Annotated in this window: 24 protein-coding genes; 4 read left to right on the top strand and 20 right to left on the bottom strand. The window is 62.4% G+C overall.

The features are described 5' to 3' along the window. Window positions 1-25: 25 nt before the first annotated feature. The 14 genes from BB347_RS03055 to BB347_RS02990 form a co-directional block, all read right to left on the bottom strand. A complete protein-coding gene (locus BB347_RS03055; RefSeq protein WP_076578509.1) occupies window positions 26-1,561 on the bottom strand; it encodes an NADH-quinone oxidoreductase subunit N in 1,536 nt (511 codons plus the stop codon). Further along, window positions 1,561-3,087, bottom strand: coding sequence for a complex I subunit 4 family protein (locus tag BB347_RS03050; RefSeq protein ID WP_076578510.1), 1,527 nt, complete (start codon window positions 3,085-3,087; stop codon window positions 1,561-1,563). Before BB347_RS03050 ends, BB347_RS03055 begins: the two co-directional genes overlap by 1 nt. Continuing rightward, complete coding sequence (nuoL, locus tag BB347_RS03045) at window positions 3,087-5,120, bottom strand: NADH-quinone oxidoreductase subunit L (RefSeq protein WP_076578512.1); 2,034 nt, start codon at window positions 5,118-5,120, stop codon at window positions 3,087-3,089. The genes BB347_RS03050 and nuoL overlap by 1 nt, the downstream gene beginning before the upstream one ends. Window position 5,121: 1 nt before the next feature. Continuing rightward, the gene (nuoK, locus tag BB347_RS03040; protein WP_076578514.1) at window positions 5,122-5,427 is read right to left on the bottom strand and encodes an NADH-quinone oxidoreductase subunit NuoK; all 306 of its coding nucleotides are present in this window, start codon (window positions 5,425-5,427) and stop codon (window positions 5,122-5,124) included. Next, window positions 5,424-5,963, bottom strand: coding sequence for a hypothetical protein (locus BB347_RS03035; protein WP_076578516.1), 540 nt, complete (start codon window positions 5,961-5,963; stop codon window positions 5,424-5,426). The genes nuoK and BB347_RS03035 overlap by 4 nt, the downstream gene beginning before the upstream one ends. Further along, on the bottom strand, window positions 5,960-6,229 hold the full coding sequence (locus tag BB347_RS03030; protein ID WP_076578518.1) for an NADH-quinone oxidoreductase subunit J: 270 nt from the start codon (window positions 6,227-6,229) through the stop codon (window positions 5,960-5,962). The genes BB347_RS03035 and BB347_RS03030 overlap by 4 nt, the downstream gene beginning before the upstream one ends. A gap of 2 nt (window positions 6,230-6,231) precedes the next feature. Next, on the bottom strand, window positions 6,232-6,693 hold the full coding sequence (locus BB347_RS03025) for a NuoI/complex I 23 kDa subunit family protein (RefSeq protein WP_076578520.1): 462 nt from the start codon (window positions 6,691-6,693) through the stop codon (window positions 6,232-6,234). After that, window positions 6,690-7,778, bottom strand: a complete 1,089-nt coding sequence (locus BB347_RS03020; RefSeq protein WP_076578522.1) for a complex I subunit 1/NuoH family protein — start codon at window positions 7,776-7,778, stop codon at window positions 6,690-6,692. The genes BB347_RS03025 and BB347_RS03020 overlap by 4 nt, the downstream gene beginning before the upstream one ends. Window positions 7,779-7,780: 2 nt before the next feature. After that, on the bottom strand, window positions 7,781-9,436 hold the full coding sequence (locus tag BB347_RS03015) for an NADH-quinone oxidoreductase subunit D (RefSeq protein WP_076578524.1): 1,656 nt from the start codon (window positions 9,434-9,436) through the stop codon (window positions 7,781-7,783). After that, on the bottom strand, window positions 9,433-10,140 hold the full coding sequence (locus tag BB347_RS03010) for an NADH-quinone oxidoreductase subunit B (RefSeq protein WP_076578526.1): 708 nt from the start codon (window positions 10,138-10,140) through the stop codon (window positions 9,433-9,435). Before BB347_RS03010 ends, BB347_RS03015 begins: the two co-directional genes overlap by 4 nt. Continuing rightward, the gene (locus BB347_RS03005; protein WP_076578528.1) at window positions 10,137-10,550 is read right to left on the bottom strand and encodes an NADH-quinone oxidoreductase subunit A; all 414 of its coding nucleotides are present in this window, start codon (window positions 10,548-10,550) and stop codon (window positions 10,137-10,139) included. Before BB347_RS03005 ends, BB347_RS03010 begins: the two co-directional genes overlap by 4 nt. A gap of 376 nt (window positions 10,551-10,926) precedes the next feature. Beyond that, a complete protein-coding gene (locus tag BB347_RS03000; protein ID WP_076578534.1) occupies window positions 10,927-11,559 on the bottom strand; it encodes an AIR carboxylase family protein in 633 nt (210 codons plus the stop codon). Between the two features lie 55 nt (window positions 11,560-11,614). Then, on the bottom strand, window positions 11,615-12,826 hold the full coding sequence (locus tag BB347_RS02995; protein WP_076578536.1) for a 5-(carboxyamino)imidazole ribonucleotide synthase: 1,212 nt from the start codon (window positions 12,824-12,826) through the stop codon (window positions 11,615-11,617). 66 nt (window positions 12,827-12,892) lie between these two features. After that, entirely contained in the window at window positions 12,893-13,297 is a 405-nt protein-coding gene (locus tag BB347_RS02990; protein WP_076578539.1) for a carboxymuconolactone decarboxylase family protein, read from the bottom strand. A 351-nt stretch (window positions 13,298-13,648) separates the two neighbouring features. On the opposite strand from BB347_RS02990, the gene ribH reads away from it, so the two are divergent. Together ribH and BB347_RS02980 are read left to right on the top strand one after the other, a co-directional pair. Next, complete coding sequence (ribH, locus tag BB347_RS02985) at window positions 13,649-14,071, top strand: 6,7-dimethyl-8-ribityllumazine synthase (RefSeq protein WP_076578542.1); 423 nt, start codon at window positions 13,649-13,651, stop codon at window positions 14,069-14,071. After that, window positions 14,068-15,216 (top strand): pyridoxal phosphate-dependent aminotransferase, encoded by a 1,149-nt coding sequence (locus BB347_RS02980; protein ID WP_076578544.1) that lies wholly within the window; start codon window positions 14,068-14,070, stop codon window positions 15,214-15,216. Before ribH ends, BB347_RS02980 begins: the two co-directional genes overlap by 4 nt. A gap of 119 nt (window positions 15,217-15,335) precedes the next feature. On the opposite strand, the gene BB347_RS02975 is transcribed toward BB347_RS02980, so the two are convergent. The 3 genes from BB347_RS02975 to BB347_RS02965 form a co-directional block, all read right to left on the bottom strand. Next, entirely contained in the window at window positions 15,336-15,941 is a 606-nt protein-coding gene (locus BB347_RS02975) for a DUF420 domain-containing protein (RefSeq protein WP_076578547.1), read from the bottom strand. A gap of 154 nt (window positions 15,942-16,095) precedes the next feature. Then, window positions 16,096-16,383, bottom strand: a complete 288-nt coding sequence (locus BB347_RS02970; protein WP_076578550.1) for a HalOD1 output domain-containing protein — start codon at window positions 16,381-16,383, stop codon at window positions 16,096-16,098. Window positions 16,384-16,579: 196 nt separating this feature from the next. Then, on the bottom strand, window positions 16,580-19,387 hold the full coding sequence (locus tag BB347_RS02965) for a leucine--tRNA ligase (RefSeq protein ID WP_076578553.1): 2,808 nt from the start codon (window positions 19,385-19,387) through the stop codon (window positions 16,580-16,582). A 166-nt stretch (window positions 19,388-19,553) separates the two neighbouring features. On the opposite strand from BB347_RS02965, the gene BB347_RS02960 reads away from it, so the two are divergent. After that, window positions 19,554-20,117, top strand: coding sequence for a hypothetical protein (locus BB347_RS02960; RefSeq protein WP_139326953.1), 564 nt, complete (start codon window positions 19,554-19,556; stop codon window positions 20,115-20,117). A 108-nt stretch (window positions 20,118-20,225) separates the two neighbouring features. Here BB347_RS02960 and BB347_RS02955 read toward each other — a convergent pair whose 3' ends face one another. Continuing rightward, a complete protein-coding gene (locus BB347_RS02955) occupies window positions 20,226-20,687 on the bottom strand; it encodes an SPW repeat domain-containing protein (protein WP_076578555.1) in 462 nt (153 codons plus the stop codon). A gap of 540 nt (window positions 20,688-21,227) precedes the next feature. On the opposite strand from BB347_RS02955, the gene BB347_RS02950 reads away from it, so the two are divergent. Then, window positions 21,228-22,283 (top strand): carboxypeptidase regulatory-like domain-containing protein, encoded by a 1,056-nt coding sequence (locus BB347_RS02950; RefSeq protein ID WP_076578556.1) that lies wholly within the window; start codon window positions 21,228-21,230, stop codon window positions 22,281-22,283. A gap of 316 nt (window positions 22,284-22,599) precedes the next feature. Here BB347_RS02950 and BB347_RS02945 read toward each other — a convergent pair whose 3' ends face one another. Together BB347_RS02945 and glmS are read right to left on the bottom strand one after the other, a co-directional pair. Beyond that, the gene (locus tag BB347_RS02945) at window positions 22,600-23,058 is read right to left on the bottom strand and encodes a hypothetical protein (protein ID WP_076578557.1); all 459 of its coding nucleotides are present in this window, start codon (window positions 23,056-23,058) and stop codon (window positions 22,600-22,602) included. A 294-nt stretch (window positions 23,059-23,352) separates the two neighbouring features. Then, window positions 23,353-25,158 (bottom strand): glutamine--fructose-6-phosphate transaminase (isomerizing), encoded by a 1,806-nt coding sequence (gene glmS / locus BB347_RS02940; protein ID WP_076578559.1) that lies wholly within the window; start codon window positions 25,156-25,158, stop codon window positions 23,353-23,355. Window positions 25,159-25,485 lie beyond the last annotated feature (327 nt).

The raw sequence follows: 25,485 nt of genomic DNA, 5'->3' as shown, positions 1-25,485 counted from the left end.
TTCCGATGGGGAAAAGCTACCGGGTTCAGTTCAGCAGCGCCGTCGCCGCCTCGAGTGCGGCGTCGACGACCGGGCCGAAGCCGGGGAGGATGACGACCGTCATCACCGCGGCGACGACGATTGCCGCGTAGAGTCCCGTCGGCTTCGCGAGTCGGTCACGCGTTGTCGCGGGCTCTTCGATCCAGAGCGCCTTGACCAGTCGCGAGTAGTAGAACAGCGAGAGCGCGCTGTTGACGACGAGCGCGGCGGCCACCGCGAGCATCGCCGTGTTCGTTGCGGCTGCCTCGAGCGAGCCCATGAACAGGAAGAACTTGCTGAAGAAGCCGCCAAACGGCGGGATGCCCGCGAGGCTGAACATGAAGACGGCCATCGCCCCGCAGGCCACGGGTGCCCGCGCGGAGAGGCCGTTGTAGTCCTCGAAGGTCCGCCCGACGCCCCAGTGTTCGGCCAGCGCGACGAACAGGAACGCGCCGGTGTTCATGAAGCCGTAGACGAGCAAGTGCATCATCGCCGCGCCCATGACGAGTTCGCCGCCGTCGACGGTGAGTCCCGCGAGGCCGATCAGCGCGTAGCCGGCGTGGCCGATCGAGGAGTACGCGAGCATGCGCTTGACGTTGTTCTGGGTCGCCGCGGCGAAGTTCCCGAGCGTCATCGTGACGATGGCGAGGATGATGAACGCGATCGTCCAATCGAAGCCGATCGCGACGCGCATCTCCTCACCGAGCGGGAACGCTTCCGTGAACACCCGAAAGAGCACGACGAAGCCGGCCGCTTTCGACGCCGACGAGAGGAAGGCGCTGACGGGTGCGGGTGCGCCTTCGTAGGCTTCCGGTGCCCAGAAGTGGAACGGCACGCTCGCCGTCTTGAACGCGAAGCCACCGATCAACAGCAGGATGCCGAGTCCGAGCAACCCGCCGTAGTCGGCCGCCTCGCCCTCGAGGATGACGTTCGCGATCGCGGACAACTCGAGGTAGCCCGTCGCGCCGTAGACCAGTGAGATGCCGTAGACGAAGATCGCCGACGACAGTGCGCCGATCAGGAAGTACTTCAGCCCGGCTTCGACGCTGCCGCGATTATCCTTGAGGATCGCCACGAGCGCGTACGACGGCAGACTCGCCAGCTCGAGCGCGATGAAGATCGTCACGAGGCTGTCTGCGGCCGCGAGCAGCGACATCCCCGACGCGGCAAGGATGATCAGCGAGTAGTACTCGGCCTGGTAGGCGTGGTCGACCAGATAGTCGTAGCTTGCGACGACGACCAGCGCTGTCACGATCGCGACGATGATCATGAAGAACAGCGCGAGCTGGTCGACGACGAAGCCGTGGATCGGATCGATCTCGCCGAGACCGCCGGCTGCGGTCGGCGTGCCGACGCCGGCGACGGTGAACCACGCGGCGACGGCGAGCGATGCGAGCGAGCCGCCGGCAGCGGTGGCGGCGATCAGTGATCGGTTCGTGGAGTGGGGCGAGATGCTATCGAAGACGAACAACACCAGCGCCGTGCCCACGAGGAGCAAGGCCGGTGCGAGTGCAGCCCACTCGGGAAGTTGTAACGGTTCCATTAGCTGTCACCTCCGTTCTCGAGAATCGGATCGACGGCATCGGTTATCATCTCGAAGATCAGGTCCGGTGCGACGCCCAACAGGATGATCAATCCGAGCAACACGAACATCGGTGCGACGTCGTGTAGCGGGGCGCGAGTCACGTCGTAGTCGGTCTCGAGTTCGTAGGGGCCGAAGACGGCGCGCTGGAGTGCAAAGAGCAGGTAGCCGGCGACGATGACGATGCCGAACATCGCAAGCGCCGTGAACACCTGCGAGTACGCGAGCGCCTCGGAGCCAAAGGCCCCGAAGAAGATCGTGAACTCGCCGAAGAACCCGCTCATCAGCGGCAGTCCCATGTAGCCGAACGCGCCGGCGACGAGGATGCCGACGGCGATGGGCATCCGGTCGGCGACGCCGGACATGTCGGTGACGAGGCGGGTGTGGGTCGCGTTGTAGATCACGCCGACGGCCATGAACATCAGCCCCGAGATGAGGCCGTGTGAGACCATCTGGAACGTCGCGCCGCCGACGCCGAAGTGGGTGAACGCGATCAGACCGAGGATCACGTAGCCCATCGACGACACCGAGGAGTACGCCACGATCCGTTTCAGGTCGGTCTGTGCGAGCGCGAGCATCGCGCCGTAGATGACGCTGATGACCGCAATTGCGGCGATCGGAACCGCGTAGGTCTCGACCTGCTCGGGGAACATCGTGAAGTTGAACCGGAGCAGGGCGTAGGTCCCCATCTTCAGGAGGACGCCCGCCAGTAACACCGACGCGGGCGTCGGTGCCTGCACGTGAGCGTCCGGCAGCCACGTGTGGAACGGCACGACCGGCACCTTCACCGCGAAACCGAGGAACATCGCGATGAACACGACCGCGGCGAGCGTCGATCCCTCGAGGCCGAAGAGGCCGTCGGGGCCGCCCTCGACCATCGCCGTCGCGATCTCCGGCAGGGCAAAGCTCGTGACGTCGCCGAGGCCGAAGACGAGCGCGATGAACGCGCCGAACATCACGAGCGAGGCGACGTTCGTGTAGACGAAGAACTTGATCGCCGCGTACTTCCGGCGCGGGCCGCCCCAGACGCCGATCAGCAGGTACATCGGGATGAGGACGGCCTCCCAGAAGATGAACCAGAGGAAGAAATCGAGCGCGGTGAAGACGCCGATCAGGTTCGCCTCGATGAAGAGCACGAGTCCGTAGAACTGGGACTCGCGCTCGTCGATCGGCGTCCAGGAACTCATGATCGCGAGCGAACAGAGTATCGTGGTCAACACGACGAGTGGCAGGCTAATGCCGTCGACGCCGACGAACCACGAGATGGAGTACTCGCCGAGTTGGATCCACTCGAGGTGGGATTCGAAGGCGAGCGTGCCGTCGATCAACGCGTTGCCGCTGCCGTCGAACGTCGCGAACATCCAGAGGCTGAGGGCGACGGGAATCAGGCTGATAGCGAACGCCAGTTTGCCCGCCACGCGATTCGGCGCGATGAACGTGAGGAGTGCGCCGACCAGTGCGACCGCGATTAGTGCTTCGATCATCATCAGAACCACCCTCCGTAGACGCCGAGAACGGCCAGTAAGGCGACGACGCCCGCGACGATCAACGCCGCGTAGTTCGTCACGAGGCCGGTCTGTATGCGTTTCACCCAGTTGCTGCCGAACAGACTGACGCTCGAGACGCCGTTAACCGTGCCGTCGATGACGGTCTGGTCGAATCGGTTCGCGACTCGAGCGAGTGGCAGCGTGACGCCTCGAGCGAGCCAGACCTGGAACTCGTCTTGGTAGTAGTTGTCCTCGACGATCTTGCGAGCGCTTCCCAGTCGTTCCTTGTGAGCGACCGGTTCGGGGACGTTGTAGAGCTTCCAGGCGAGTCCAGCCCCGGAGAATGCAAGGAGTAATGACAGGCCGGCAGCGACGAGCACCGTCACCTGCTCGGAGCCGATGACACCGCTCTCGAAGGCGATCATCTCACTGTACGCGCTGTAGGTGAGCGCGTCGATCGCACCATACTCGCCGTCGAGCCAGTGCTCTAAGAACGTGATGTCCACGCCGACGATTTTGGCGACCGGCGCGAGGTTTGCGGCACCCGCGACGAGCGCGAGCACGCCGAGCGTGATGAGGGGAACCTTGACGCTCCAGCCTACCGGATGTGGGTCTTCTGCCGCTTCCGAACGTGGCTCACCGTGGAAGGTCAAGAAGACCATCCGGAAGGTGTAGAAGCCGGTGAAGAAGACCGCAGCGAGTCCCATCGCGTACGCCGCGAGGATGATCGGCTCCTCGAGGCCGACGATCATGGCGTCGTAGAGGATCTCGTCTTTGGACCAGAAGCCCGAGAACGGGATGATCCCGGCGAGCGCGAGCGCGCCCGCGAGGAACGTGTAGTAGGTGACGGGCGCTTTGTCCTTCAGTCCGCCCATCTTCCACATGTCCTGTTCGTGGTGCATGAGGATGATGACGGCACCGGCCCCGAGGAACAGGAGCGCCTTGAAGAAGGCGTGGTTCATCAGGTGGAAGACCCCGGCGACGTAGCCGCCGACGCCGAGTCCCAGCATCATGTAGCCGTACTGGCTGATCGTCGAGTACGCCAGCACCTGTTTGATGTCGTCTTTGACGACGCCCATCGTCGCGGCGAAGAGCGCGGTGAACCCGCCGACGAACGCGATAATCGCGAGCGCGGTAGGCGAGAGCGCGTAGTAGCCGAACATCCGGGCGACGAGGTAGACACCTGCTGCGACCATCGTCGCCGCGTGAATCAGCGCGGAGACGGTGGTCGGCCCTTCCATCGCGTCCGGAAGCCACGTGTGAAGCGGGAACTGAGCCGACTTGCCCAGCACGCCGCCGAGAACGAGTAACCCGGTGATCGTCACCCAGGTCTCAGCGCCGAACCCGAAGAGCGTCTCGCCGTCGTTGATCGCCGTTTCCGCGGCCGTGACGAACGAGTCGTCGCCGGCGAAGCCGACCGTGCCGAACGTTGCAGCGATGGCGACGACCCCGATCAGGAAGAAGTAGTCCCCGAAACGAGTGACGAGGAACGCCTTCTTCGCGGCCGAGGGGGCCGATTTCGTGCGGAACCAGAAGCCGATCAGCAGGTACGAACACAGGCCCACGAGCTCGAAGAACATGAACGCCATCAGCAGGTTGTCCGAGTAGACGAACGCGAGCATGCTGAACGTAAACAGGCCGAGACTGGCGTAGTAGCGCGGGAGTCCGGTCTCGCCTTCGGCGTTCATGTAGCCGAGGCTGAACACGTGGACGAGAAACGCCACGAGCGAAACGATAACCAGCATGAGCGCCGCCAGCGGATCGATCAGGATACCGAAGGAGAACTCGATTCCATCGGCACCGACCTCGCTTGCGGCTTCACCGCTTGTCCACTCGTAGAGCGTCTCGTTGTACACTTCGCCGCTCGCGACCACCGCGAGCATCCACAGCGAGAACAGCAGTGACGCTGCGGTCGCTGCGATGCCCGGAATCGCCCCCTTCTTCGGCAACCACTTGCCGAAGACGAGCGCGACCACGAAGGCCACGAGCGGGAACGCCGCTATCGCCGGCGCGTAGGAGAATGCCCCTTCCATCTTACCACCTCATCGTCGTTGGAACCGTGACGTCGACGTCACGGAAGTTTCGGTACAACACCAGGATGATCCCGAGCCCGACGGCCACCTCCGCGGCGGCCAGTCCCATCGTGAACAGGGCAAACACCTGTCCCGTCAGGTTGCCGTGGTAGAACGCGAAGGCGATCAGGTTGATGTTCGCCGCGTTCAACATGAGTTCGACGGACATCAGGAACATCAGTGCGTTTCGACGCGTCAACACGCCGACAAGCCCGATGCAAAACAGGGCCATCGACAGCAAAACGTAGTACTCGACGCCAACCGTCATCGGTCTTCACCTCCCGACGACGCGTCGTCGTCATCCGCATCCGCGTCGGGACCAGCAGCGACACCGTCGTCACCGTCATCGGTGGCGACGTCGTCCGTCGTCCCGTCAGCGCCACCCGTTCCACCGTCGGTTGCCGCCGGCCCGGGGTGGCTAAAACCACTCGAGTCCCCGGAGCCGGTTCCGGGGGCTGCATCGCTCGGACCGATGCTCCCGAGCGCCGACACCGGTTCACCGTCTTCCTCGCGCTTTGCGAGGACGAGCGAGGCGTCGAGTGCGGCGTCGAGTGCGACCGCGATCAACAAGAACGCGGCGAGGAACGGCTCGGTTCCGGGCACGCCGTCGGATTGCTGAAGCGCGTCGAAATTGAACAGTGAGTAGCCGATGGCGGCGGTGATCGACTCCGCCTCGAAGCCGCCGTCGGCCATCGAGTCGAACGGCGTGTTGAGGACGACCAGCGCCATCAACGCGAACAGCGCGACGGCGAGAAGCCCGGGGACGAGCGTCTTCCCGAGTTTGAGTTTCGGTCCGGTCGTCATGGCTGTACCACCTCTTCGGACGCTCCCGTCTCACGCTGGGTGAGCATCACGGCGAACGTGATGAGCACGAGCACCCCGCCGACGTAGACGAGCACCTGCATCATGGCGACGAACTCCGCCGCCAACATCACGAAGTGAATCGCGATACTCATCAGGGCAACGCCGAGCATGAGCGCCGCGTGCCAAGGGTCCTCGAGGAGGACAACGCCGAGCGCGCTGGCGAGCGTCACGAACGCAAACACCACAAACGCAATCGTTTCCATCATTGTTACTGGTAATCGACGTCCCCCTCTCCCTCACCGATCCACGCGCCTCGGTCGGGCTCGCGCGACTCGAGTGGGTCGATATCCTTGTACCACGGTACGGCTTTGAGCTGTTCTTTGTTGTAAACCAGATCGTCCTTGGTATCACCCGTGAACTCGAAGTTCTGGGTGAGCAAGATCGCGTCGACGGGACAGACCTCCTCGCAGAGTCGACAGTAGATGCACTGTCCGATGTGGAGGTTGTACTGTTCGCCGTTTCGTTGGTCGTCCATGACGATCTGGATGGTGTCGTTCGGACAGACGTTCTCACACTGACGACACCAGATACACCGTTCCTGACTGAACTTGTGGACGCCTCGGAATCGCGGGGAGACGTCGGGTGCGGTGTCGGGGTACTCGACGGTGAACGTCGAGCCGTCCAGTGCGTGTTTCATCGTCGTGGCCATGGATTTGAGTAGTCCGATCATGCTATCAGCCCCACAATGACTGCAGTGAGTATGAGATTCGCAAACGAGAGGACGAGCAGTCCCTTCCACCCGATCTCGATTAGCTGGTCGATCCTGACGCGTGGCACCGCAGAACGGAGCCACTGGGTGAGGAAGAACACCGCCCAGATTTTGATGAGGAACCAGACGATTCCCGGTAGTACCGGTCCGGCTGGCCCGCCGAGGAAGATCGTTGCGATGATCGCGCCGCCGAGGAAGATGTGGAGGAACTCTCCGAGGTAGATCAACACGAAGTACACGGAGGAGTACTCGGTCTGGTAGCCGGCGACGATCTCGGTCGGTGCCTCTGGCGTGTCGAATGGGTTTCGGCCAACTTCCGCGAAGTTCGCCAGCAAGAACAGGACGAACGCGAACGGATTGACCAGTGCGTACCACGCCGGAATCGAAACGGCACCGAGATCGACCAGCGTCTGGGCCTGTGCATCGACGATGGTACTCATCTGCAACGAGCCGGCGAAGATGACGACCGACATCCCGGTGACGACCAGCGGGATCTCGTAGGCGACGTTCTGTGCGACCGCGCGCAGTCCGCCGAGCATCGAGTACTTGTTCGCCGACGCGTAGCCGGCCATCACGAGTCCGATACTCGCGATGCCGGCGACGGCGAAGACGAACGCCAGTCCGACTTCGGGGTCGGCGAGGTGAATGCCACTGCCCATCGGAATCACGGCAAATCCAAGGAGCGCAGAGGAGGCGACGACGATCGGCGCGAGGTCGTAGGCCGGTCGATCGGCGTTCTCTGGAATAATCAGCTCCTTCGAGAGCAGTCGCACGGCGTCTGCCACGATGATGAACAGCCCTGCCGGGCCGAGGTGCGTGACCGCGATTCGATCCGTGAACGCGGCCGTGATCTTTCGTTTCGCCCACGGGCCGGCGACGCCCGTCATCGCGAGCATCAGGTTGCCGATGATGAACGCGGCGATGAACGCGGCGAGGAGTTCCCCGCCGACGCCGAGTCCATCGAGTCCCGTCAAGTCCCCGATTCGCTCGGGGAGCAAGACCGGTTCGTCGTTCTGGAGCGGCGCGGTGGTGAGTTCGGCTACCATCCTTACCGGTCCACCTCGCCGAGAACGATGTCGAGACTACCGAGCGAGGCGATCAGATCGGGGATGTACTCCCCTTCGGTCATCTCGCCGAGCGCCGAGAGGTTGTGGAAACACGGACTGCGGATCTTGAACCGGCCAGGCTTGTCCGTCCCGTCCGATCGGATGTAGATCCCGAGTTCCCCCTTCGCCCCTTCGACGGCGCGATAGACTTCCGTGTCCGCGTCGGGTTTCAACGTTCGCGGGACGTTCGCCTGTACCTCCCGGTCGTCTTCCGGCCACTCCTCGAGCAAATCGAGACACTGCTCGATGATCTTCGCGGACTCCTCGACTTCCTGCATGCGCACGAGGACGCGGCTGTAGTTGTCACAGCCGTCCTTGGTGACGACGTCCCAGTCCAGTTCGGGGTAGTAGCCGTAGGGGTCGTCGCGTCGGAGGTCGTAGTCGATGCCCGATCCCCGGGCGACGGGGCCGGTACAGCCGTAGTCTTTGGCCACGCTGGGCTCTAAGATGCCCGTGTCGTTGCAGCGAATCTGGAAGATTTCGTTTCCGGTGACGAGGTCGTTGTACTCGTCGATTTTCGCGGGCAGTTCGTCGAGGAAGTCCCGCGTCTTCTCGATGAACTCCTCGCGAGGTTCGGGGAGGTCCCAGGCGACGCCGCCCAGACGGAAGTAGTTGAACATCAGCCGTTGACCGGTGAGGTCCTCCAGAATATCCTGGACGACTTCTCGGTCGCGGAAGGCGTACTGGAAGACGGCGTTGAAGTCGCCGTAGACGTCGAGACAGAAGGTTCCGAGCGCGAGCATGTGTGACGCGATCCGACACAACTCGGCACCCATCGTGCGGATGATCTGTGCGTACTCGGGCACTTCGATGTCCGCCAGATCCTCCGCTGCGCGCGCGTACGCCCACTCGTTCAACAGCCCCGCGGAGACGTAGTCCCAGCGGTCCGGATAGGGCATGATCTGGTGGCGGTAGGTTCCCTGCTGGCACATCTGCTCCTCACAGCGATGAAGGTAGCCGATGTCGGGGTCGATGTCGACGATCGTTTCGCCGTCGAGCACCGCTTTGACGTGTAACACGCCGTGTGTCGCCGGGTGGTGTGGCCCGATGTTCAGGAACATCGTGTCCGATTCGGCCTCGTGATGATCCGGCTGAATCGGGTTCTCGTGTTCGGCGAGCGTTACCACCTGTGGCTTCTCCTGATTGTATCCCTTGGAGAGTGGGTGTCCCTGCCAAGTTTCAGGCAGCAAGATTCGTCGGGGGTCGGGGTGGCCCTCGTAGTCGATTCCCACGAGGTCGAACGCTTCCCGTTCGTGCCAATCTGCCGTCCGGTAGACCGACGCGGCCGACTCGCTGACGGGGTCGTCCGTCGGCGTCGGCACGACGATCGAGACTTCCTGCGTTGGATCGGCGTACTTCTTCAGGTGATAGATCGACTCGTAGCGATCTTCGTACTGCTGTGCGGTCAGACACGAACAGTGGTCGAAGCCCGCTTGGTCACGTAGGTCCGTCAGCACGTCCTCGACGTCGTTCGGACGAATGACGAATCCCGGTGCGTTCAGGTGGTCGTCACGCGCGAGCGCGCGATCACCGATTACTGCCTCGAGGTCCGATTCCGTCACTTCGACCGACGACTGTCGCTCGAGTCCCGTGCTCATGGCGAATCAGCCCAGTTGTAGCGCATGACGAGGTCCTCCTCGTCGATGTCGTTTGCGAGTTTCTGGACGAGTTCGTCCTTCGGCAAGTCGCCGAATTGCTCGAGTTCGTAGGGTTTGACGACGACCGGCGAGGATTCGCCGTTTTGAATTCGTTCTTGAAGCTTCAACACCCCGTAGATCAGCGCTTCGGGTCGTGGCGGGCAGCCGGGAACGTGGATGTCGACGGGGATGATCTCCTCGGCACCCTTGACGACGTTGTACCCTTCTTGGAACGGGCCGCCGGAGATCGTACACGAGCCCATGCCGACGACGAACTTTGGCTCGGGCATCTGGTCGTAGACGCGCTTCATGCGCGGGCCGAACTTCGAGACGATCGTTCCGGGAACGATCATCACGTCGGCCTGGCGCGGCGAGGCGCGTGGCACACCGGCACCGTAGCGATCGATGTCGTGTCTGATCGCGTACGTGTGGATCATCTCGATGCTGCAACAGGCGATCCCGAACTGCAGCATGAACATCGAGTTTCCGCGGACCCAGTTCATGAACTGGTCGAACTTCGTGAGGATGAACGGCGACGCGCCGAAAGCCTCTCGAAGTTTCGAGTTGAACCGGTTGTCGGGACCCTCACCGATCCGCGAGTCGCGGGTATCCGTCGACGGGTCGGTACTGTCGTAGATCGATTGCCGTGGATTGTTACTACTCATTGTCGGTCACTCTCAGACGCTGCCTGACGAGGTGTCTGTGCCCACTGTACCGCACCGGTGCGCCACGCCCACGCGAGTCCGACGAGGAGGATAGCGACGAACAGCAACATCGGACCCAGCGCCTCGAGAAGCCCGTACTCCGGCGCGGCCAGCGCATCCTGGTAGACGACCGCCCAGGGGAACAAGAGAACGGTCTCGATATCGAAGACCACGAACAGTAGCGCAACCATGTAGTACTGGATGTTAAAGCGAATGCGCGTTCCGCCGGTGGGAATCTCGCCACTCTCGTAGGTGGCACGCTTACTCGTTTCGGGAACCGACGGTCGCAGGAGTGCTGAGACCACCATCATGCCAAATGGTATCAACAGCCCCACGAGCGCCAGTGCCCCGATAGCGATCCAATCGTTCATCTCGATAACGTTCGGAGATTCAGACCGCACGCATATAAGGGTTGATTGTTCGTTTAGGGGCCGCAGACGGGCTACATCCCCGACTTCTGCGATCTGACGCGAAATTGACTTATCCCCTTATACAATATATTCACGTTTCAAGATCGAACGAACCGTCGGACGAAGATCACGACGGCGAAGAAACCACGGGACTGCGGCGGGTTCGACGGTGAGAAGAACGCGATCCCATCAGTAACAATCGGACGAATGATCGATTCGGCTGCACTACAATTCGCCGCGACGGTCGAGCACTTACTTCCGATTCGAGTCGCCCGATCCGCAACCGTGGTTACTCGCGTACTCTCCCACTTACTGACCGGTTTATCCACTCATCCACTCACTTATTCGAGAAGGAGACGGTTCCCTCGTCGTGAAGTTCTCGAGAGACGTCCCCGACACCCGCTCGCAGGTCGTCGTGGTAGGAGACGAGGCGCTCGCGAACCTCGTCGTGTTGTCGCGCGAGAATCTGGGCGGCCGAGAGGGCAGCGTTGAACGATTTGCCCGCGTCGACGGCGACGAGTGGGGCACCGGTCGGCATCCCGATGACGCTATCGACCGACTTCTCCTGGACCGGGACGCCGATCACCGGCAGCGGATAGGCGATCGACGCGGTCATGTTCGGCAGGTCTGCCGACTTGCCGCCCGCACCGGCGATGAGCACCTCGAGGCCGCGATCTTCGGCCGTCTCCGCGTAGGCCGCCATCAGGTCGGGAGTTCGGTGGGCGGAGGTGACGGACGTCTCGAACGTGAACCGTTCCTCGGGTGGCTCGTCGTAGTCGGTCTGTTCGACGAAGCCGAGTTCGTCGACGAAGGCGTCGTACGCCCCGCGGCGGTCGCCGCCGGTGGACATGACCGTGAGATCCGAGTCGCTTCCCATGACGATGCCGACGTCGGGTGTCTCCTCGTCCGGGAGGTCCTGTCCGGCCTCGCGGTGTAACCGATCGATCAGGTCGCTCACGCTGTCGCTCATACTCGAGAGTCGTCGGGCGGGTGACTTCAAACGGTGGTAAACGTCGCGCGATTCGTCACTCGGGTCGGAACGTGAGTCCGTCCTCGAGGTCGCGCGCGGTCTCGAGCAAGGCCTCGATGTCGGCGTCTTCCTCGCGACCCGACACCGTCACGTGCCCCATCTTCCGGAGCGGACGGGCTTGCTCCTTGCCGTACCAGTGGAGGTGCGCGTCGGGCGTCTCGAGCACCGAATCAATATCGCGCAGTTGCGCCGTCCGTTCGTCTTCGACGTCGGCCAGCAGGTTCGTGAGTACGGTCGGCGAGCGAAGTTGGGTTTCACCGAGGGGCCACCCCAACACCGCGCGGAGGTGTTGTTCGAACTGGGAGTGATGGGTCCCTTCGATCGTCCAGTGGCCCGAATTGTGCGGGCGCGGTGCGATCTCGTTGAGCAAAATTTCGCCGCCGCCCGCTCGGTTCTCACCCGAGTCACCGTCAGCGCGCGCCGACTCGCTCGTCTCGAACAGTTCGATGCCGTAGACGCCGCGGCCGTCCATCACTTCGAGGACGTCCCGCGCGACTTCGTATGCGCGTTCGGTCGCGTCCGCGCTCGAGCGCGCGGGAACGATCGTTTCTCGGAGCACCTCGTCGACGTGTACGTTCTCCCCGAGTGGGAAGGTTGCGACGTCGTCCTCACCCTTCACCGCGATGACGGACACTTCGCGCTCGAACTCGACGAACGCCTCGACCATCGCGGGGCCGGCGACGGACTCGAGGGCCTCCGCAGCCTCGTCTTTCGACTCGACGGGGACGTTGCCGCGGCCGTCGTAGCCGCCCGTTCGGGCCTTGAGCATCACCGGCGCGCCGTAGTCGTCGATCGCTTCCCGGATGTCAGCGGCGTCCTCGACTTCCCGGAACGGTGGAACGGGGATTCCAGCGTCCTCGAGTTCGCGCTTCTGGACGAGTTTGTCGTGAATCGTCCGGAGCGTCGCGGGTTTCGGGTGAACCGGCGTGCCCGTCTCCGCCTCGACGCGCTCGAGAACGTCCTGGTCGGCGAGTTCGATTTCGAACGTGAGTACGTCCACGCGTGAAGCGAGGTCACGGATGGCTTCCTCGTCGTCGAACCCGGCGACGAGCTGGTCGCTGACGACGGGTGCAGCCGGACACTCCGGCGTCGGATCGAGTACGATCACCTCGATGCCAAGCGGTGCAGCCGCTTCGCCGAGCATCCGTCCGAGTTGTCCCCCTCCGACGACGCCGACTGTCGGTCCCGGCGTCTCGAGCGTGGTCATTGCACGGCGGTTTACGGTGACTGCGCTTAAGGATTCTCAAAAAATACAGCCCGCAGAGCCAGAGGCTCAGTCGCTCCCCGACATCGCGGCCTGTTGCGTTTCGATGTGTTCGACCATCTCCGCCGTCTCGCTGACGAACGCATCGTACTCGATCTCCGATCCGTGTAAGACCGACGAGAAGTACCGGACTTCACCCGCGATGTTGACTGCCTCTTGGAGTTCCTCGTCCGTTACGTCCTCGAGCGAGGCCTCCGCTCGGTGGAAGTGTACGCAGTACGGACACTGGGTCGCACTCGCCGCGCCGAGGCCGACGAGTGCCTTCTCGCGTGCCGATAGCTCAGTCTCCTCCAACTGGAGGTCGCGCACGAGTTTCCAACTGTGATCTGCGGCCGGTTCCGGAAGTGATTCGATCCAGCTTGGAACCGTTCCGAGATACGCCTCGATTTCTTCCTGAATTTCTGTCGATACCATTGGGACCCTCCTGTGGATTCTCACCCGCCGTTCGACTACTCCTTGCGCCCGACCGACTCGCCGCTCACGAGAGTGGGAAACCCATGTCATGGTACGACACGGACGGTCATGAACCTACCCGACTGGTATCTGATAGCAAGGGCGATAGAATTAGCGTGATACCGAAAAACGCCAGTGTCACTCTCACGTTACAGACGTGATCGGTCGACGCCGCGGGTCACACGAAGCCGTTGTCCTCCAGCCACGCCACCCCTCGTAGTCTCGTCATCCTTGTTGGTTCGGCACCCGAATTTTGCCATCACCTCACTCGAGAACGGTACCTCTTTTACCCGCCCTCTCCACCGCTCGCGTATGACCACGCTCGGATTGGTGGTCGCGGAGTTCAACCGTCCGATCACCGAGCAGATGGAGAACGACGCCCTCGAGGCCGCCCAGTCGGCGGGTGCCGAGGTGTACGACACAGTCACCGTTCCGGGCGTGTACGATGCGCCACTCGCGGCGGATCGCCTCGCCCGTCTCGAGGCCGTCGACGCCGTGGCCGTCATTGGGACGGTCATCACTGGCGACACTGACCACGATCAGGTTATCACCGACGCGGCCGCACAGCGTCTCGCCGACGTGGGCCTCGAGCGTGATACGCCCGTCACCCTCGGCGTGACGGGACCGGGCATGTCCGCCGCCGAATCACGCGAACGCGTCGAGAACGCCGCGAAGGCCGTCGACGGCGCGCTCGACCTCGTCGAAGCACTCCCAGATCCCGACGCAGAACAATGACCATGGAATTTACCGACCGCCTGACCCGAGTCGAACCGTCCGCAACCCTCGCCATCTCCGCGCTCGCGACCGAACTCGAGAACGACGGCGCGGACGTCGTCGACCTCTCCGTCGGCGAACCCGACTTCCCGACGCCCCAGAACATCGTCGACGCCGGCCAAGACGCGATGGATGCCGGCCACACCGGCTACACCACCTCCGCCGGCATCGTCGACCTCCGCGAGGCGATCGTCGACAAACTCGCCGACGACGGCCTCGAGCACACGACCGACGAGATCATCGTCACGCCGGGCGCGAAACAAGCGCTCTACGAAATCATTCAGGCCCTGATCGGCGAGGGCGACGAAGTCGCCGTGCTCGACCCCGCGTGGGTCTCCTACGAGGCGATGGTCAAGATGGCCGGCGGCGACCTGACTCGCGTCGACCTCTCGGATACCGACTTCCAACTCGAGCCGGCCCTCGACAACCTCGCCGACGCCGTCTCCGACGACACGGAACTCCTAATCGTCAACTCGCCGTCGAACCCGACCGGCGCGGTCTACACCGACGCCGCACTCGAGGGCGTGCGCGACCTCGCCGTCGAACACGACATCACGGTCATTTCCGACGAGATTTACAAGGAGATCACCTACGGCGTCGAGCCAACGAGTCTGGGCACGCTCGAGGGGATGGCCGACCGGACGGTCACCGTCAACGGCTTCTCGAAGGCCTACTCGATGACCGGCTGGCGACTGGGCTATTTCGCCGGCCCCGAAGAACTGATCGACCAGGCCGGCAAGCTTCACAGCCACTCGGTTTCCTCGGCCGTCAACTTCGTCCAGCACGCCGGTATCGAGGCGCTCGAGAACACCGACGACGCGGTCTCGGAGATGGTCGAGGCCTTCGGCGAGCGCCGCGAACTCGTCGTCGACTTGCTCGAGGACCACGACGTCGACGTCGCCGTGCCGGAGGGGGCGTTCTACATGATGTTACCCGTAGCCGAGGACGATCAGGCCTGGTGTGAGGGTGCCATCGAAGACGCTCACGTCGCGACGGTGCCCGGCAGCGCCTTCGGCACGCCCGGTTACGCCCGAATCTCCTACGCCGCGAGCGAGGAGCGACTCGAGGAAGGGATCGAGCGACTGGCCGACGAAGGTTACCTGTAATCGCGTACTCCTCGCGTCTCGGTTTCGTAACGGCTTCTCGTTCTTGTTTTCGTCAGGACTGGCGGACGTGTGAGCGAATGCAAAACGAGTTGCCGTCGAGCGAATCGCCCGGATCCGGATTAGATCAGCGGGGCAACGACGATGGCGAATTCGTAGGTGTAGACGTGGTTGAGCAGCAGGTACGTGACGACGCCGAGGACGAGACTGACCACCCACGACGCCGCGGCGATGCGACCGATTTTCGCGTGGGACGTGTTCCGAAGTTCCGACGGGGTGTGCGTCAACCCGAGAATCAGCGCGTAGAGCACGACCGGAACGGCGACGATCGAGAGGATAATGTGGATTCCGAGCATGATCTGGTAGGCTAGCGTCTCGAGTGCGGGTGCGACGATCTGCTTCTCGCCGTCTCCGCCGCCGACTCGAGTCAGATACGTAACTAAGAACAACACGATGAAGGCGAACGCGCTGATCATCGCTTTTCGGTGTTTTTCGACCTCGCCGACTCGAATCCAGTACCAACCCGCGACGATGAAGACCGTGGTCACCGCGTTGATCACCGCAATCGCGTGCGTGAACATCGTGACCTGATCGGGCGTTAGATCCGGGTAGATCGGCAAGTCGAGGAGGAACGTCCCGAAAACCAGCGCGTACCCGACGATCGTCAGCGCTATCGTGGCACCGATCGGCTGTTCTCGAAGCCGCCGTCTCGCGGAAGCAGTCGCCATTAGTGGACGTTTGAACAGACGCCGTATCTGTCTTGCTGTTCGCCGTCGGGCACACGCCACGAACCGAGAGTCCGAGCGATGCAGGCACGTCAACACGATGGCAGCCTCGAGTACGTCGACAACTCGACGGCGTTCGTTCGCAACGACGTGGCCCTCAGTCGGACAACTCCTCGAGCGTTATCTCGCCGTTCCACTCGATGGTAACGTCGTATTCGCAGAATGGAAACGAAATTTCGCCGTTCGGTCGTTGAATGCCGTCGGGTTGTGATGCAAAGAGCGAGTCGAGCGCTTCTGGATCGACGACAGTGTACAACGATTCGTAGGCCGGTGGACACAACTCTTCAGGCGGAACTCCTTCGGCCGCAGCGACCGCTTCGACTACCGCCTGACTCGGTGTCTGCTGGCAGGACATGTCAACACTGTCGCCGTCCCCCTCCGTCATACTGACACTCTACCGAATCAGATGGAATAAAACTGTCCTTCCGTCCCGAAAACCTGATCGGAACCGGCTGAAAACCTTCGATACCGAAGGACGGCGAGACCAAACTTTGGTCAGGCCGCGACGGTTCGTTCCGCCAAGTCAGCACAACGACAACGTAGTAGTGACATGGTTTTGACCAGTATCTCGGCTGCCACACTCACTCGATTCGAATCGCGGGCTTGCCCGGTCGCGCTCGCGTGGCCAACTCGTCGTCCGCCTCGGCTTGACGGACGACGACGGACGCATCGAACTCGTCGGTGACGAGCCACGAACTTCGCTCGAGTATCGCTCGCTCCTCGGTCGCTGGAAGCGAGGGCTCGTCGTCTCGTTGCTCACCCCGCGTCGCCTGCGCTGAAAGGAACGTGGCGACGCGCTCGCGATCGACCGAGAGTTCCGCGACGGTATCATCGTCGAGGACGGCGTCGATCATCGACGTCGGATCCGCGTTCGCGCCGGCGGCGTCGACGCGGTCTTCGAGCGCGCGCGTTGCGTCGTACTTCCACCCCTGTGCCGCGACGAGTTCGATCCGCTCCGGATCGTCGATGGCCGCCGTCTCGACGATGTCTCGCACGTCGGCGAGCGTCGTGTCGACGAGGCGTCGCTCGAGTCGGTAGTTCTCGATGGCGTGTTCCGGCGTCGGCCAGTCGGCCTCGACGACGAGGCCGTCGCCCCGGAGCTTGTTCCAGCACTCCTCGCCGAGGTGGGGGGCCATCGGTGCGATCAGCGCGGCGAGTGCGAGCAACCCGCGTCGGTAGCACTCGTCGTGTGGTTGGTCGTAGGCCCTGTACCGGCGGAGGAGCCGTGCCAGTTCCTGTATCTCCGTCGCGGCCCGGTGGAACCGGAATCGGTCGTACTCGTCGGTGACGGCGGCGATAGTTCGGTCTATCTCCCGGCTGACGTACTCGTCGTGTGGCTCGCGTTCGACGCGCGTATTGCCTTCCTCGACGAACGCGGCCGCCATGCCGTACAAATTCTGCTGGAGGTCGTAGGCCCCGCGAACGTTGTTGGCCGTCCACTCGAAGTCCTGTTCGGGGTGGGCCGCCGAGAGGACGAACAGCCGCGTCGTCTCCGCGCCGTACTCCTGTGGCGCGACGACGTTCCCCTTCGAACTAGACATCTTTTCGCCGTCGTAGAGCACTGTTCCCTGGCTCTTGAGTTCCGTGATGGGTTCGCGACGCTCGAGCATGTCGAGATCGGCCAGCGCCTTCGTGAAGAACCGGGTGTAAAGCAGGTGGAGAATGGCGTGTTCCTCGCCGCCGACGTAGACGTCGACGGGCAGCCACTCGTCCGCGAGGTCGGTGTCGAACGGCGCGTCCTCGAAGTGGGGCGAGAGGAATCGCAGGAAGTACCACGAGGAGTCCACGAAGGTGTCCATCGTGTCCGTCTCGCGGCGGGCAGGTCCACCACAGTCCGGACACGTCGTCTCACGGAAGGTGTCGTGTTCCTCGAGGGGGTTCCCCGTCGTCCGCACGAACTCGGGAAGTTCGATCGGTAGCTCCTCGTCGGGAACGAGCACGTGCCCGCAGTCCTCGCAGTGAACGACCGGGATCGGCGTCCCCCAGTAACGCTGGCGGGAGATCAGCCAGTCGCGCAGACGGTACGTTACGTCGGCCTCGAGTTCGTCGTGTTCGTCGACGATTCGGTCGCGGGCGACATCGCTCTCGAGGCCGTCGTAGTCCGTTTCGGAGCCGTCTTCGGCATCGCCGTTGTACTCGACGATTCCGTCTTCGGTGTAGGGACCGCTCTCGAAACTGTCGTGAGCCGCCGGCGTGGACGGGACGACGACCTGTTCGATCGGCAGGTCGTGTTCGCGCGCGAAGGAGTGATCTCGGTCGTTGTGCGCGGGGACGCCCATGACGGCCCCGGTGCCGACGTCCTCGAGGACGTACCCCGCGACGTACACCGGCAGTTCCTCGCCGGTTAACGGGTTGATCGCCGTTGCGTCGGTTTCGACGCCGGCGAATCCGACGTCGCTCGGATCTGTCTCGCGGACCGACTCGACGTACTCGGCGACTTCCTCGTCAGTTTCGGCAAGCGCTCGTGCTAGCTCGTGACCCGGCGATACGGCGAGGTACGTCGCCCCGAAAACCGTCTCCGGACGGGTGCTGAAGACGTCGACCTCGCCGCCGTCCGCTTGTGGAACCTCGAACGTGATTCGCGCACCCTCCTGTCGACCGATCCAGTTTCGCTGAATCTCGCGAACGCCGTCGGGCCACCCCTCGAGGGCCTCGAGTCCGTCGTGGAGTTCTTCGGCGTAGTCGGTAATCGTGAAGAACCACTGGTCGAGTTCGCGTCGGCTGACGGGAGTTTCACAGCGCCAGCAAACGCGTTCGGTTTCGCGGCTCGCGGCGTCACCGTTCGCTCCGTCCGAGATCCCATCTCGTTCGGCCTCGCGGCTCGCGGCGTTGCCGCTCGCTCCATCCGAGGTTTCACTGTGTTCAACCTCGCGGTCTTCCACCTGGGCCGCGGCGAGAACCGTCTCGCAGTCGGGACACCAGTTGACGGAGGCCGCTTCGTACTCGACGAGTCCGGCCTCGTAGAACCGCTTGAACAGCCACTGGTTCCACTGGTAGTACTCCGGCTCGCAGGTAGTGACTTCTCGAGACCAGTCGTAACCAAAGCCCATGGTCTCGAGTTCCTCGCGCATCCGACGGATGCACGCTTCGGTCCAGGAGCGCGGGTCGGTCTTCCGCTCGAAGGCAGCGTTTTCGGCGGGGAGACCAAACGCGTCCCAGCCCATCGGGTGGAGCACGTCGTCGCCGCGCATTCGTCGATATCGGGCGTAGGCGTCCGTAATCGCGTAGTTTCGGACGTGTCCCATGTGGAGCGTTCCGGAGGTGTAAGGAAACATTCCGAGGACGTACGTCGGGTCCTCGGCGTCTGCAGAGAGCTTGTAGACATCGTCGCGTTCCCAGACGTACTGCCAGAACTCCTGGACCTTCGCGTGATCGTAATGATTCGTCATAGTAGCGAGCGCTCTTGGCGAACAGTGTGCGTGCCGGCTATTTCATTGTTCGGCTCGCTCGGATGTTCACCGCCGATGGAATTCGCGCAACCGCCTCGAGCGTCGTTTCCGCTCGAAGTTGGCTGACCTTAACAAAGTCACTCTCCCCGAACAAGACGAGTATCGAATGGCTCGCTCAGGTGATCCCCACAGGTCTGGCGACGACACGAGACCGCCCACATCGACAGTCTTGGTTACCGCTGTCGTCGTCTTGCTCACGTTCGTCGCGCTCGCGATGGTGTTTACGCCCGGACTCGGCCCCGATTTCCTCGGACCGGAGGCGAACTCCGATTCGAACTCGCCGGCGAACGACTCGAGCGTCGAGTCTCTGGCCGAAAATGGAGGCGACGAGGATGCCGCGGACGATGACGACTCCGAGACGGCGGACAACGACTCGAGTGAGAACGATACCGACGAGACCGATCCGCCGTTTGGCGACGGCGATGGCCTCTTCGGGAGTAACGAATCGGACGACGAACCGGCGAACGAGTCCGTCGGGGACGATACGATGGCTGACAACGATTCCGATGACGCGGACGATAGCGACGATGGCGTAACCGGGACAGATGATGACGATGACGTAACCGAGGCCGACGATGACGACGATGACGACGACGGCCCCTTCGGTGACGATGGCCCGTTCGGATCTGACGGACTCTTCGGTAGTGACGATGACGGCGACGACGACTGACCGTGACACCGCCGTTTCGACGGTCGAATAGTGGCGCAACTACTCGAGTGAACTTCCATTGTCCCGAACAGCATCCTCAAAACGAGGTAACGGTTTCGTGGCGATTCGTCAACGCGTTTCGGCTGGCGTTCCGGTTTGAACGTCCGAACCCGCAGCGTAGGCGATGTACGCCGCGAGTCCCGCCGCGATGAGTCCGGAGACGACGTTACTCCAGACGAGTCCCTCGCTCGCGACGCCGAGGTCTGCCATCGCGAACTGGCCCTCGAATGCGAACGGCGCGACGACGGTCCACAGCGCGAGTAAGGTCACGAGTGAGAGGACGCCCGTACTCGTCGGATGGCCGGCGACGATTCGATAGAAGTTGTACCCCGCGAGCAAGAAGATCGCGCCACCGACTAGCGTATTGTTCCAGGTGATCGATGCCGCCGTCTCGTACATCGTCGGCGAGACGGCGATCCACAGACCGATCACCGACACGATGCCGCTGAGCCACTTCTGTCCGTCCGGCTCTCCTTGGTCTCGCGCACTCGCCTCTCCGCTCGTCGGGTCGTTGGTTGTCGATTCGCTCATGTTTCTTCCCATCTCGAGGGAAGGTGAGACCGCACAAAAGCGCTCGAGACCGTTCCACGCTCCGGCCCGAAACTGGATCAAACCGCTGTCTCGCTTCGCCTCTCCGCAGTTAGCTAACTCCGGGTTTCACTTCGCCAATCATCGACTGATGGATTCCGCTCGTCGGCGGTAGCCCGTGGTTACTCGATCCACTCTCGGTTACTATCGTGTCAACCATCTATGTGTGCTGTCGGCCCCCTCTTGATGGCGCATACGCTTTCGACTGCTGAAACAGTCTTACCGGCGGTATAGTCATCCGCCGATAGACGAAACGAACCGACAATGACTGTCCCGACACGCGGACGCGATAGACATCGTGCCCACCCCTGTGGCTCGAACCGCCACTCGAGTCGAGCGCTGGTCCGACGCGCGGCCACGGTGGCCACGCCAGCTTTCGGTACTCGTGCGATGGCACGCCGTCAGTCGACTGTCGGTCGATCGCGAGTGGACGTGTCGAAGACCGCTGGCGATACTTCGGGGACCTAACTGAGAGTTCAATCTATGAGCCCCAATGTCGATCAACGCGACGCCGAAGCCCAGTCGATTCAGAGTACCGTCCAGATCCTGCTCACCGTCAGCGGAATCGTCTTTTTGATCGTCGGCCTCGGACTCGCTGCGAGTGGTGCATCGGTCGGCGGCATGCTCGGCTCCGTCTCGGACGACGGAGACGACGATGCGGAACCGGCCGACGATGCCGACGATGCGGACGGTGACGACGCAGACGAAAGCGACGATGGTGATGCAGACGACGGGGGTGATGACGGTGACGACGCGGACGACGGCGACAGTGGCGATGACGACGCGGACGATGGCGACAGCGACGACGATGCAGACGATAGCGACGACGACGCAGATGATAGCGATGACGACGACGCAGATGATAGCGATGACGACGACGCAGGTGACGATGACGACGCAGACGATAGCGATGACGGCGATAGCGACGATGACGATCAAGATCCGTCTGACGGTGACGACAGTGATGGAGACGAAGACGACGAACAGACACTCACGGTCACGACCGAGGACGACGACGGTGACGCGGTCACCGACGCGACGGTCGAAATCGACGGCGGCTTCGGCCTGAGCGACGAACAAGATGTCGACGGCGACGGCGAAGCAGTCTTCGAGGTCGAAGACACCGACTACACGGTGAGCGCGGATGCAGACGACCACGAGTCCGCCGAAGACGACATCGAAGTCGACGGCGACGACGAGGAACTCACCCTCGAGCTCGAGGCCGAAGACGACGATGACGATGACGACGACGGCGACGATGGCGATGCAGACGGCGACGGCGCAACCCTCACGACGGCCGTCGTCGACGACGATGACAACGATCCGATCGACGACGCAACCGTCTCACTCGAGGACAGTTCGGACTTCTTCGCCTCGAGTGAGACCCAGGAGGTCGACGATGACGGCATGGCCGAATTCGAGGTCGAAGACGGCGAATACGACCTGACAGCGGAGGCAGATGACTACGAGCCCGCAGAAACGACCGTCGAAGTCGACGGCGACGACGAAGGCATCGCCTTCGAACTCGAAGAAGAGTGACGTAACGGACTGAACAATTTCGACGCCTCTCAGTTAGTTGCATTCGGCGCGGATTTCCTCGCCAGTACACAGCAGGGAGTGGGTTATCTAAACGGACGGACCAACTGCGATCGTCTGATCCGCTACGTAGCCTGTCGCACCTGTGCTCACCTGCAGGAGAGACAGTTGACAGAAGATCGGATTCGTTCGGAGGTGACAGTTCTGTGGAGAGGGGAACTTCGTTCGAATTCCGCTCGAGGGTGTAGGAACGACTCGAGGGCATCAGAACCGACCTAAAGCCGTCGTAGCGTCGAGGGCGTCGTACTCGACTCGAGCGTTAGGACTCTGTCTCGTCATCCGGTGGACAGCCATCCGTCGAGCGGATCACGATGTCACCCGTTCTGTCCGGTCCACCGACAGTGATGGTAACCTCGGTGCACGCGTCGCGTTCGGTCGTATCGAATTCGGACCACTCTTCCGGTGGTTGGTCGTCGACCCACGAGTAGATCGTATACGAGCCGGTCTCATCGGGATAACCGTCGAAAACCACGTTGCCCGCCTCGTCCCCATCGTCTGACCGTGCGTCGAGTTCCTGACTGTCAAAGTACGCTGGGTCGCCGTTTTCAGCCATCAAAACGTGGATGGTGTACGCTGTCGTGTCCGAATTGACGACCTCGAGTCGTTCGAGACGAGTTTCCTCCGACCCGAGACTCTGGAGTGACACACAGCCGGCACCGGCCGCCACGAGCGAGACGCCGGACACCTGGAGGAGCCGTCGGCGAGAGGGGATCATCATATAATTTGAAAAGCACGAATGCCTATATTATTTCTGGCGATGAGTGTCCTCGAAGTGAGTGGCTAGTCAAATGTGTATCCACACCTCTCCTCTCCGTTCGTAACTGGCACTACTCGGCCACTGCTCTCGTCGACACGGAAGTGACTCGCCACTGAACGATTTCACCGCACGTCGATGCACCGTTTCTCTCCCTCGTCAGTGGACGAGAGATGGACAGCGTTGCACGAAAACAGCTCTCGTCGTCGATTTCCAGCGAACGGGACGTGAATGCAGGTTAGAAAAGTGTCGCGGAAATCATTCGACCGTCACGCTTTTCGCCAGGTTCCGTGGTTTGTCGATCGACCGGCCGAGTTCGTCCGCCGCGTAGTACGAGAGCAACTGGAGTTGCACGTTCGCGAGGAGGCCAGCCCAGACGGGGTGCGTGTCCGGAATCGTGAGGTGGTCCTCGGCAACGTCGACGAGGGGATTGTCGTCCGGACTCACGGCGACGATCGGCGCGCCACGCGTCTGGGCCTCGATCGCATTCGTCTTCGTCTTACTGTCGGAGCCCGTCGCGACCGCGAAGACGGGAGTCTCCGGCGTCACGAGTGCGAGTGGACCGTGTTTGAGTTCGCCGGAAGCGAACCCTTCGGCGTGCTCGTAGGTGATCTCCTTGAACTTGAGCGCCCCCTCGAGTGCGACCGGGTGACCGAGTCCGTTGCCGATGAAGAAAAACGACTGGCTGTCGATTAGGTCCGACGCGAGCGACTCGGCGTTCGAGTTCTCGAGGACCGTCTCGAGGTGTCCCGGGAGCGCGTCGAGTGACTCGAGCATCGCATCGCTGTCCTCGGGTGGACTGACGTCGGGAACGTCGGCCGCGAGTTGCTGGGAGAGCAACGCGAGGGTTACCGCCTGCGAGGAGAACGTCTTCGTCGCGGCGACGCCGACTTCCGGGCCGGCACGGATGTAGACGGCGTCGTCCGTCTCTCGAGCGGCCGTCGAACCGACGACGTTGGTGACGGCGAGCGATCGCGCGCCGTTCGCACTCGCCGTTCGGACGGCGTCGAGCGTGTCTGCCGTCTCACCGCTTTGGGTGACCGCGACGACGAGCGTGTTCTCGTCGACTGGGCCGGACATCGAGTCGTACTCGCTCGCGCGGACGACGTCCGTTCGGATACCGGCCGATCGCAGCAACTGGTCTGCGTACATCGCCGCGTGATAGGAGGTCCCACAGGCGACGAACTGAACTGTTTCGACGTCTGCAAACGTCCCTTCTGGGAGATCCTCGAAGACGACATCACCGTCTTGGACCCGCCCCTCGATCGTGTTCGCGAGGGTCGTTGGCTGGCTGTTGATCTCCTTTAGCATGTAGTGGTCGTACTCGCCTTTTCCGGCGTCTTCGGGGTCCCAGTCGACGGTGTCGGTCGATCGTTCGACCGTCTCGCCGCCGAGGTCGGTGATCTGATAGGAATCCGGCTCGAGCACGACGAGGTCGCCGTCTTCGAGGTAGATGACTTCGTCGGTGTAATCGAGGAACGCGGGGACGTCACTCGCGAGGAACCACTCCTCCTCGTCGAGACCGAGGACGAGCGGCGAGCCTTTTCGCGCGGCGTACACCGCTTCTTCGCCGTCGACGATCGCGGCGATCGCGTAGCTCCCCTCGAGCGTTTCGACGGCGCGACGGACTGCCGTTTCGCTGTCGCCAGTCTCTTCGCGGTAGTCGTCGATGAGGTGTGGAATTACCTCGGTGTCGGTCTCGCTTTCGAACTCGTGGCCCTTGGCCTGGAGCTCCGAGCGGAGTTCGTCGTAGTTGTCGATGACGCCGTTGTGGACGACCGCGACGTCACCTGCCGTGTCCGTATGTGGGTGTGCGTTCTCGTCCGTCGGCGGACCGTGGGTACTCCAGCGCGTGTGTCCGATTCCCATGTTGCCGTGGGGTCGTGACTCGAGGGAGGATTTGAGATCAGAGACCTCGCCCGAGCACTTGTGGATCTTGACGCCGGAGCCGTTCTGTACCGCGATTCCCGCCGAGTCGTAGCCGCGATACTCGAGGTTTTCGAGGCCGGAAAGCAGCGTCTCTGCTGCGTTTCCGTGCCCAATGCGTGCGATAATTCCGCACATTAGCCGCTCACCTCGAGGCGGATACGAGTTCGGGACGACGTCGCACGACTGGATAACCGGTCGACAGCGAGTCGAACCGTCTGTAGAACGGTCATCGAGAGTCGGTTCGAGACGGATACCTGCCGTACAGTGCCGTTGTATGTCATTATTGTCACCTACCCGACCAATGGCCGATCGCCGACAGGCCGGGTCACTATTCACTCCAAGACAGAGGCGGGCCATTACTATACCACGAATAAGCTGAGGGTGATGGTCAGATTGCGCTGAAATTCGGTTGCATTTCGTGCAAACGAGCACTCGATTGTGACAGTCACTCCCGAATGTAGT

Origin of the sequence: Natronorubrum daqingense, assembly GCF_001971705.1 — an archaeon.
GTDB classification, from domain to species: domain Archaea; phylum Halobacteriota; class Halobacteria; order Halobacteriales; family Natrialbaceae; genus Natronorubrum; species Natronorubrum daqingense.
The sequence above is the reverse complement of the archived record's forward strand: the minus strand, read 5'-3'. Positions and strand labels throughout refer to the sequence as shown.

Coding starts and splice junctions, on each gene's coding strand:
- BB347_RS03005 (WP_076578528.1), bottom strand. CDS start 10,550: ATGAACGATTGGATCGCTATCGGGGCACTGGCGCTCGTGGGGCTGTTG.
- BB347_RS03020 (WP_076578522.1), bottom strand. CDS start 7,778: ATGGTAGCCGAACTCACCACCGCGCCGCTCCAGAACGACGAACCGGTC.
- BB347_RS02995 (WP_076578536.1), bottom strand. CDS start 12,826: ATGACCACGCTCGAGACGCCGGGACCGACAGTCGGCGTCGTCGGAGGG.
- BB347_RS02975 (WP_076578547.1), bottom strand. CDS start 15,941: ATGGCGACTGCTTCCGCGAGACGGCGGCTTCGAGAACAGCCGATCGGT.
- glmS (WP_076578559.1), bottom strand. CDS start 25,158: ATGTGCGGAATTATCGCACGCATTGGGCACGGAAACGCAGCAGAGACG.
- BB347_RS03010 (WP_076578526.1), bottom strand. CDS start 10,140: ATGAGTAGTAACAATCCACGGCAATCGATCTACGACAGTACCGACCCG.
- BB347_RS02950 (WP_076578556.1), top strand. CDS start 21,228: ATGAGCCCCAATGTCGATCAACGCGACGCCGAAGCCCAGTCGATTCAG.
- BB347_RS03035 (WP_076578516.1), bottom strand. CDS start 5,963: ATGACGACCGGACCGAAACTCAAACTCGGGAAGACGCTCGTCCCCGGG.
- BB347_RS02945 (WP_076578557.1), bottom strand. CDS start 23,058: ATGATGATCCCCTCTCGCCGACGGCTCCTCCAGGTGTCCGGCGTCTCG.
- BB347_RS02980 (WP_076578544.1), top strand. CDS start 14,068: ATGACCATGGAATTTACCGACCGCCTGACCCGAGTCGAACCGTCCGCA.
- BB347_RS03015 (WP_076578524.1), bottom strand. CDS start 9,436: ATGAGCACGGGACTCGAGCGACAGTCGTCGGTCGAAGTGACGGAATCG.
- BB347_RS03055 (WP_076578509.1), bottom strand. CDS start 1,561: ATGGAACCGTTACAACTTCCCGAGTGGGCTGCACTCGCACCGGCCTTG.
- BB347_RS03030 (WP_076578518.1), bottom strand. CDS start 6,229: ATGATGGAAACGATTGCGTTTGTGGTGTTTGCGTTCGTGACGCTCGCC.
- BB347_RS02960 (WP_139326953.1), top strand. CDS start 19,554: ATGGCTCGCTCAGGTGATCCCCACAGGTCTGGCGACGACACGAGACCG.
- BB347_RS02970 (WP_076578550.1), bottom strand. CDS start 16,383: ATGACGGAGGGGGACGGCGACAGTGTTGACATGTCCTGCCAGCAGACA.
- BB347_RS02955 (WP_076578555.1), bottom strand. CDS start 20,687: ATGAGCGAATCGACAACCAACGACCCGACGAGCGGAGAGGCGAGTGCG.
- BB347_RS02965 (WP_076578553.1), bottom strand. CDS start 19,387: ATGACGAATCATTACGATCACGCGAAGGTCCAGGAGTTCTGGCAGTAC.
- BB347_RS03025 (WP_076578520.1), bottom strand. CDS start 6,693: ATGATCGGACTACTCAAATCCATGGCCACGACGATGAAACACGCACTG.
- BB347_RS02990 (WP_076578539.1), bottom strand. CDS start 13,297: ATGGTATCGACAGAAATTCAGGAAGAAATCGAGGCGTATCTCGGAACG.
- BB347_RS03050 (WP_076578510.1), bottom strand. CDS start 3,087: ATGATGATCGAAGCACTAATCGCGGTCGCACTGGTCGGCGCACTCCTC.
- nuoK (WP_076578514.1), bottom strand. CDS start 5,427: ATGACGGTTGGCGTCGAGTACTACGTTTTGCTGTCGATGGCCCTGTTT.
- BB347_RS03000 (WP_076578534.1), bottom strand. CDS start 11,559: ATGAGCGACAGCGTGAGCGACCTGATCGATCGGTTACACCGCGAGGCC.
- ribH (WP_076578542.1), top strand. CDS start 13,649: ATGACCACGCTCGGATTGGTGGTCGCGGAGTTCAACCGTCCGATCACC.
- nuoL (WP_076578512.1), bottom strand. CDS start 5,120: ATGGAAGGGGCATTCTCCTACGCGCCGGCGATAGCGGCGTTCCCGCTC.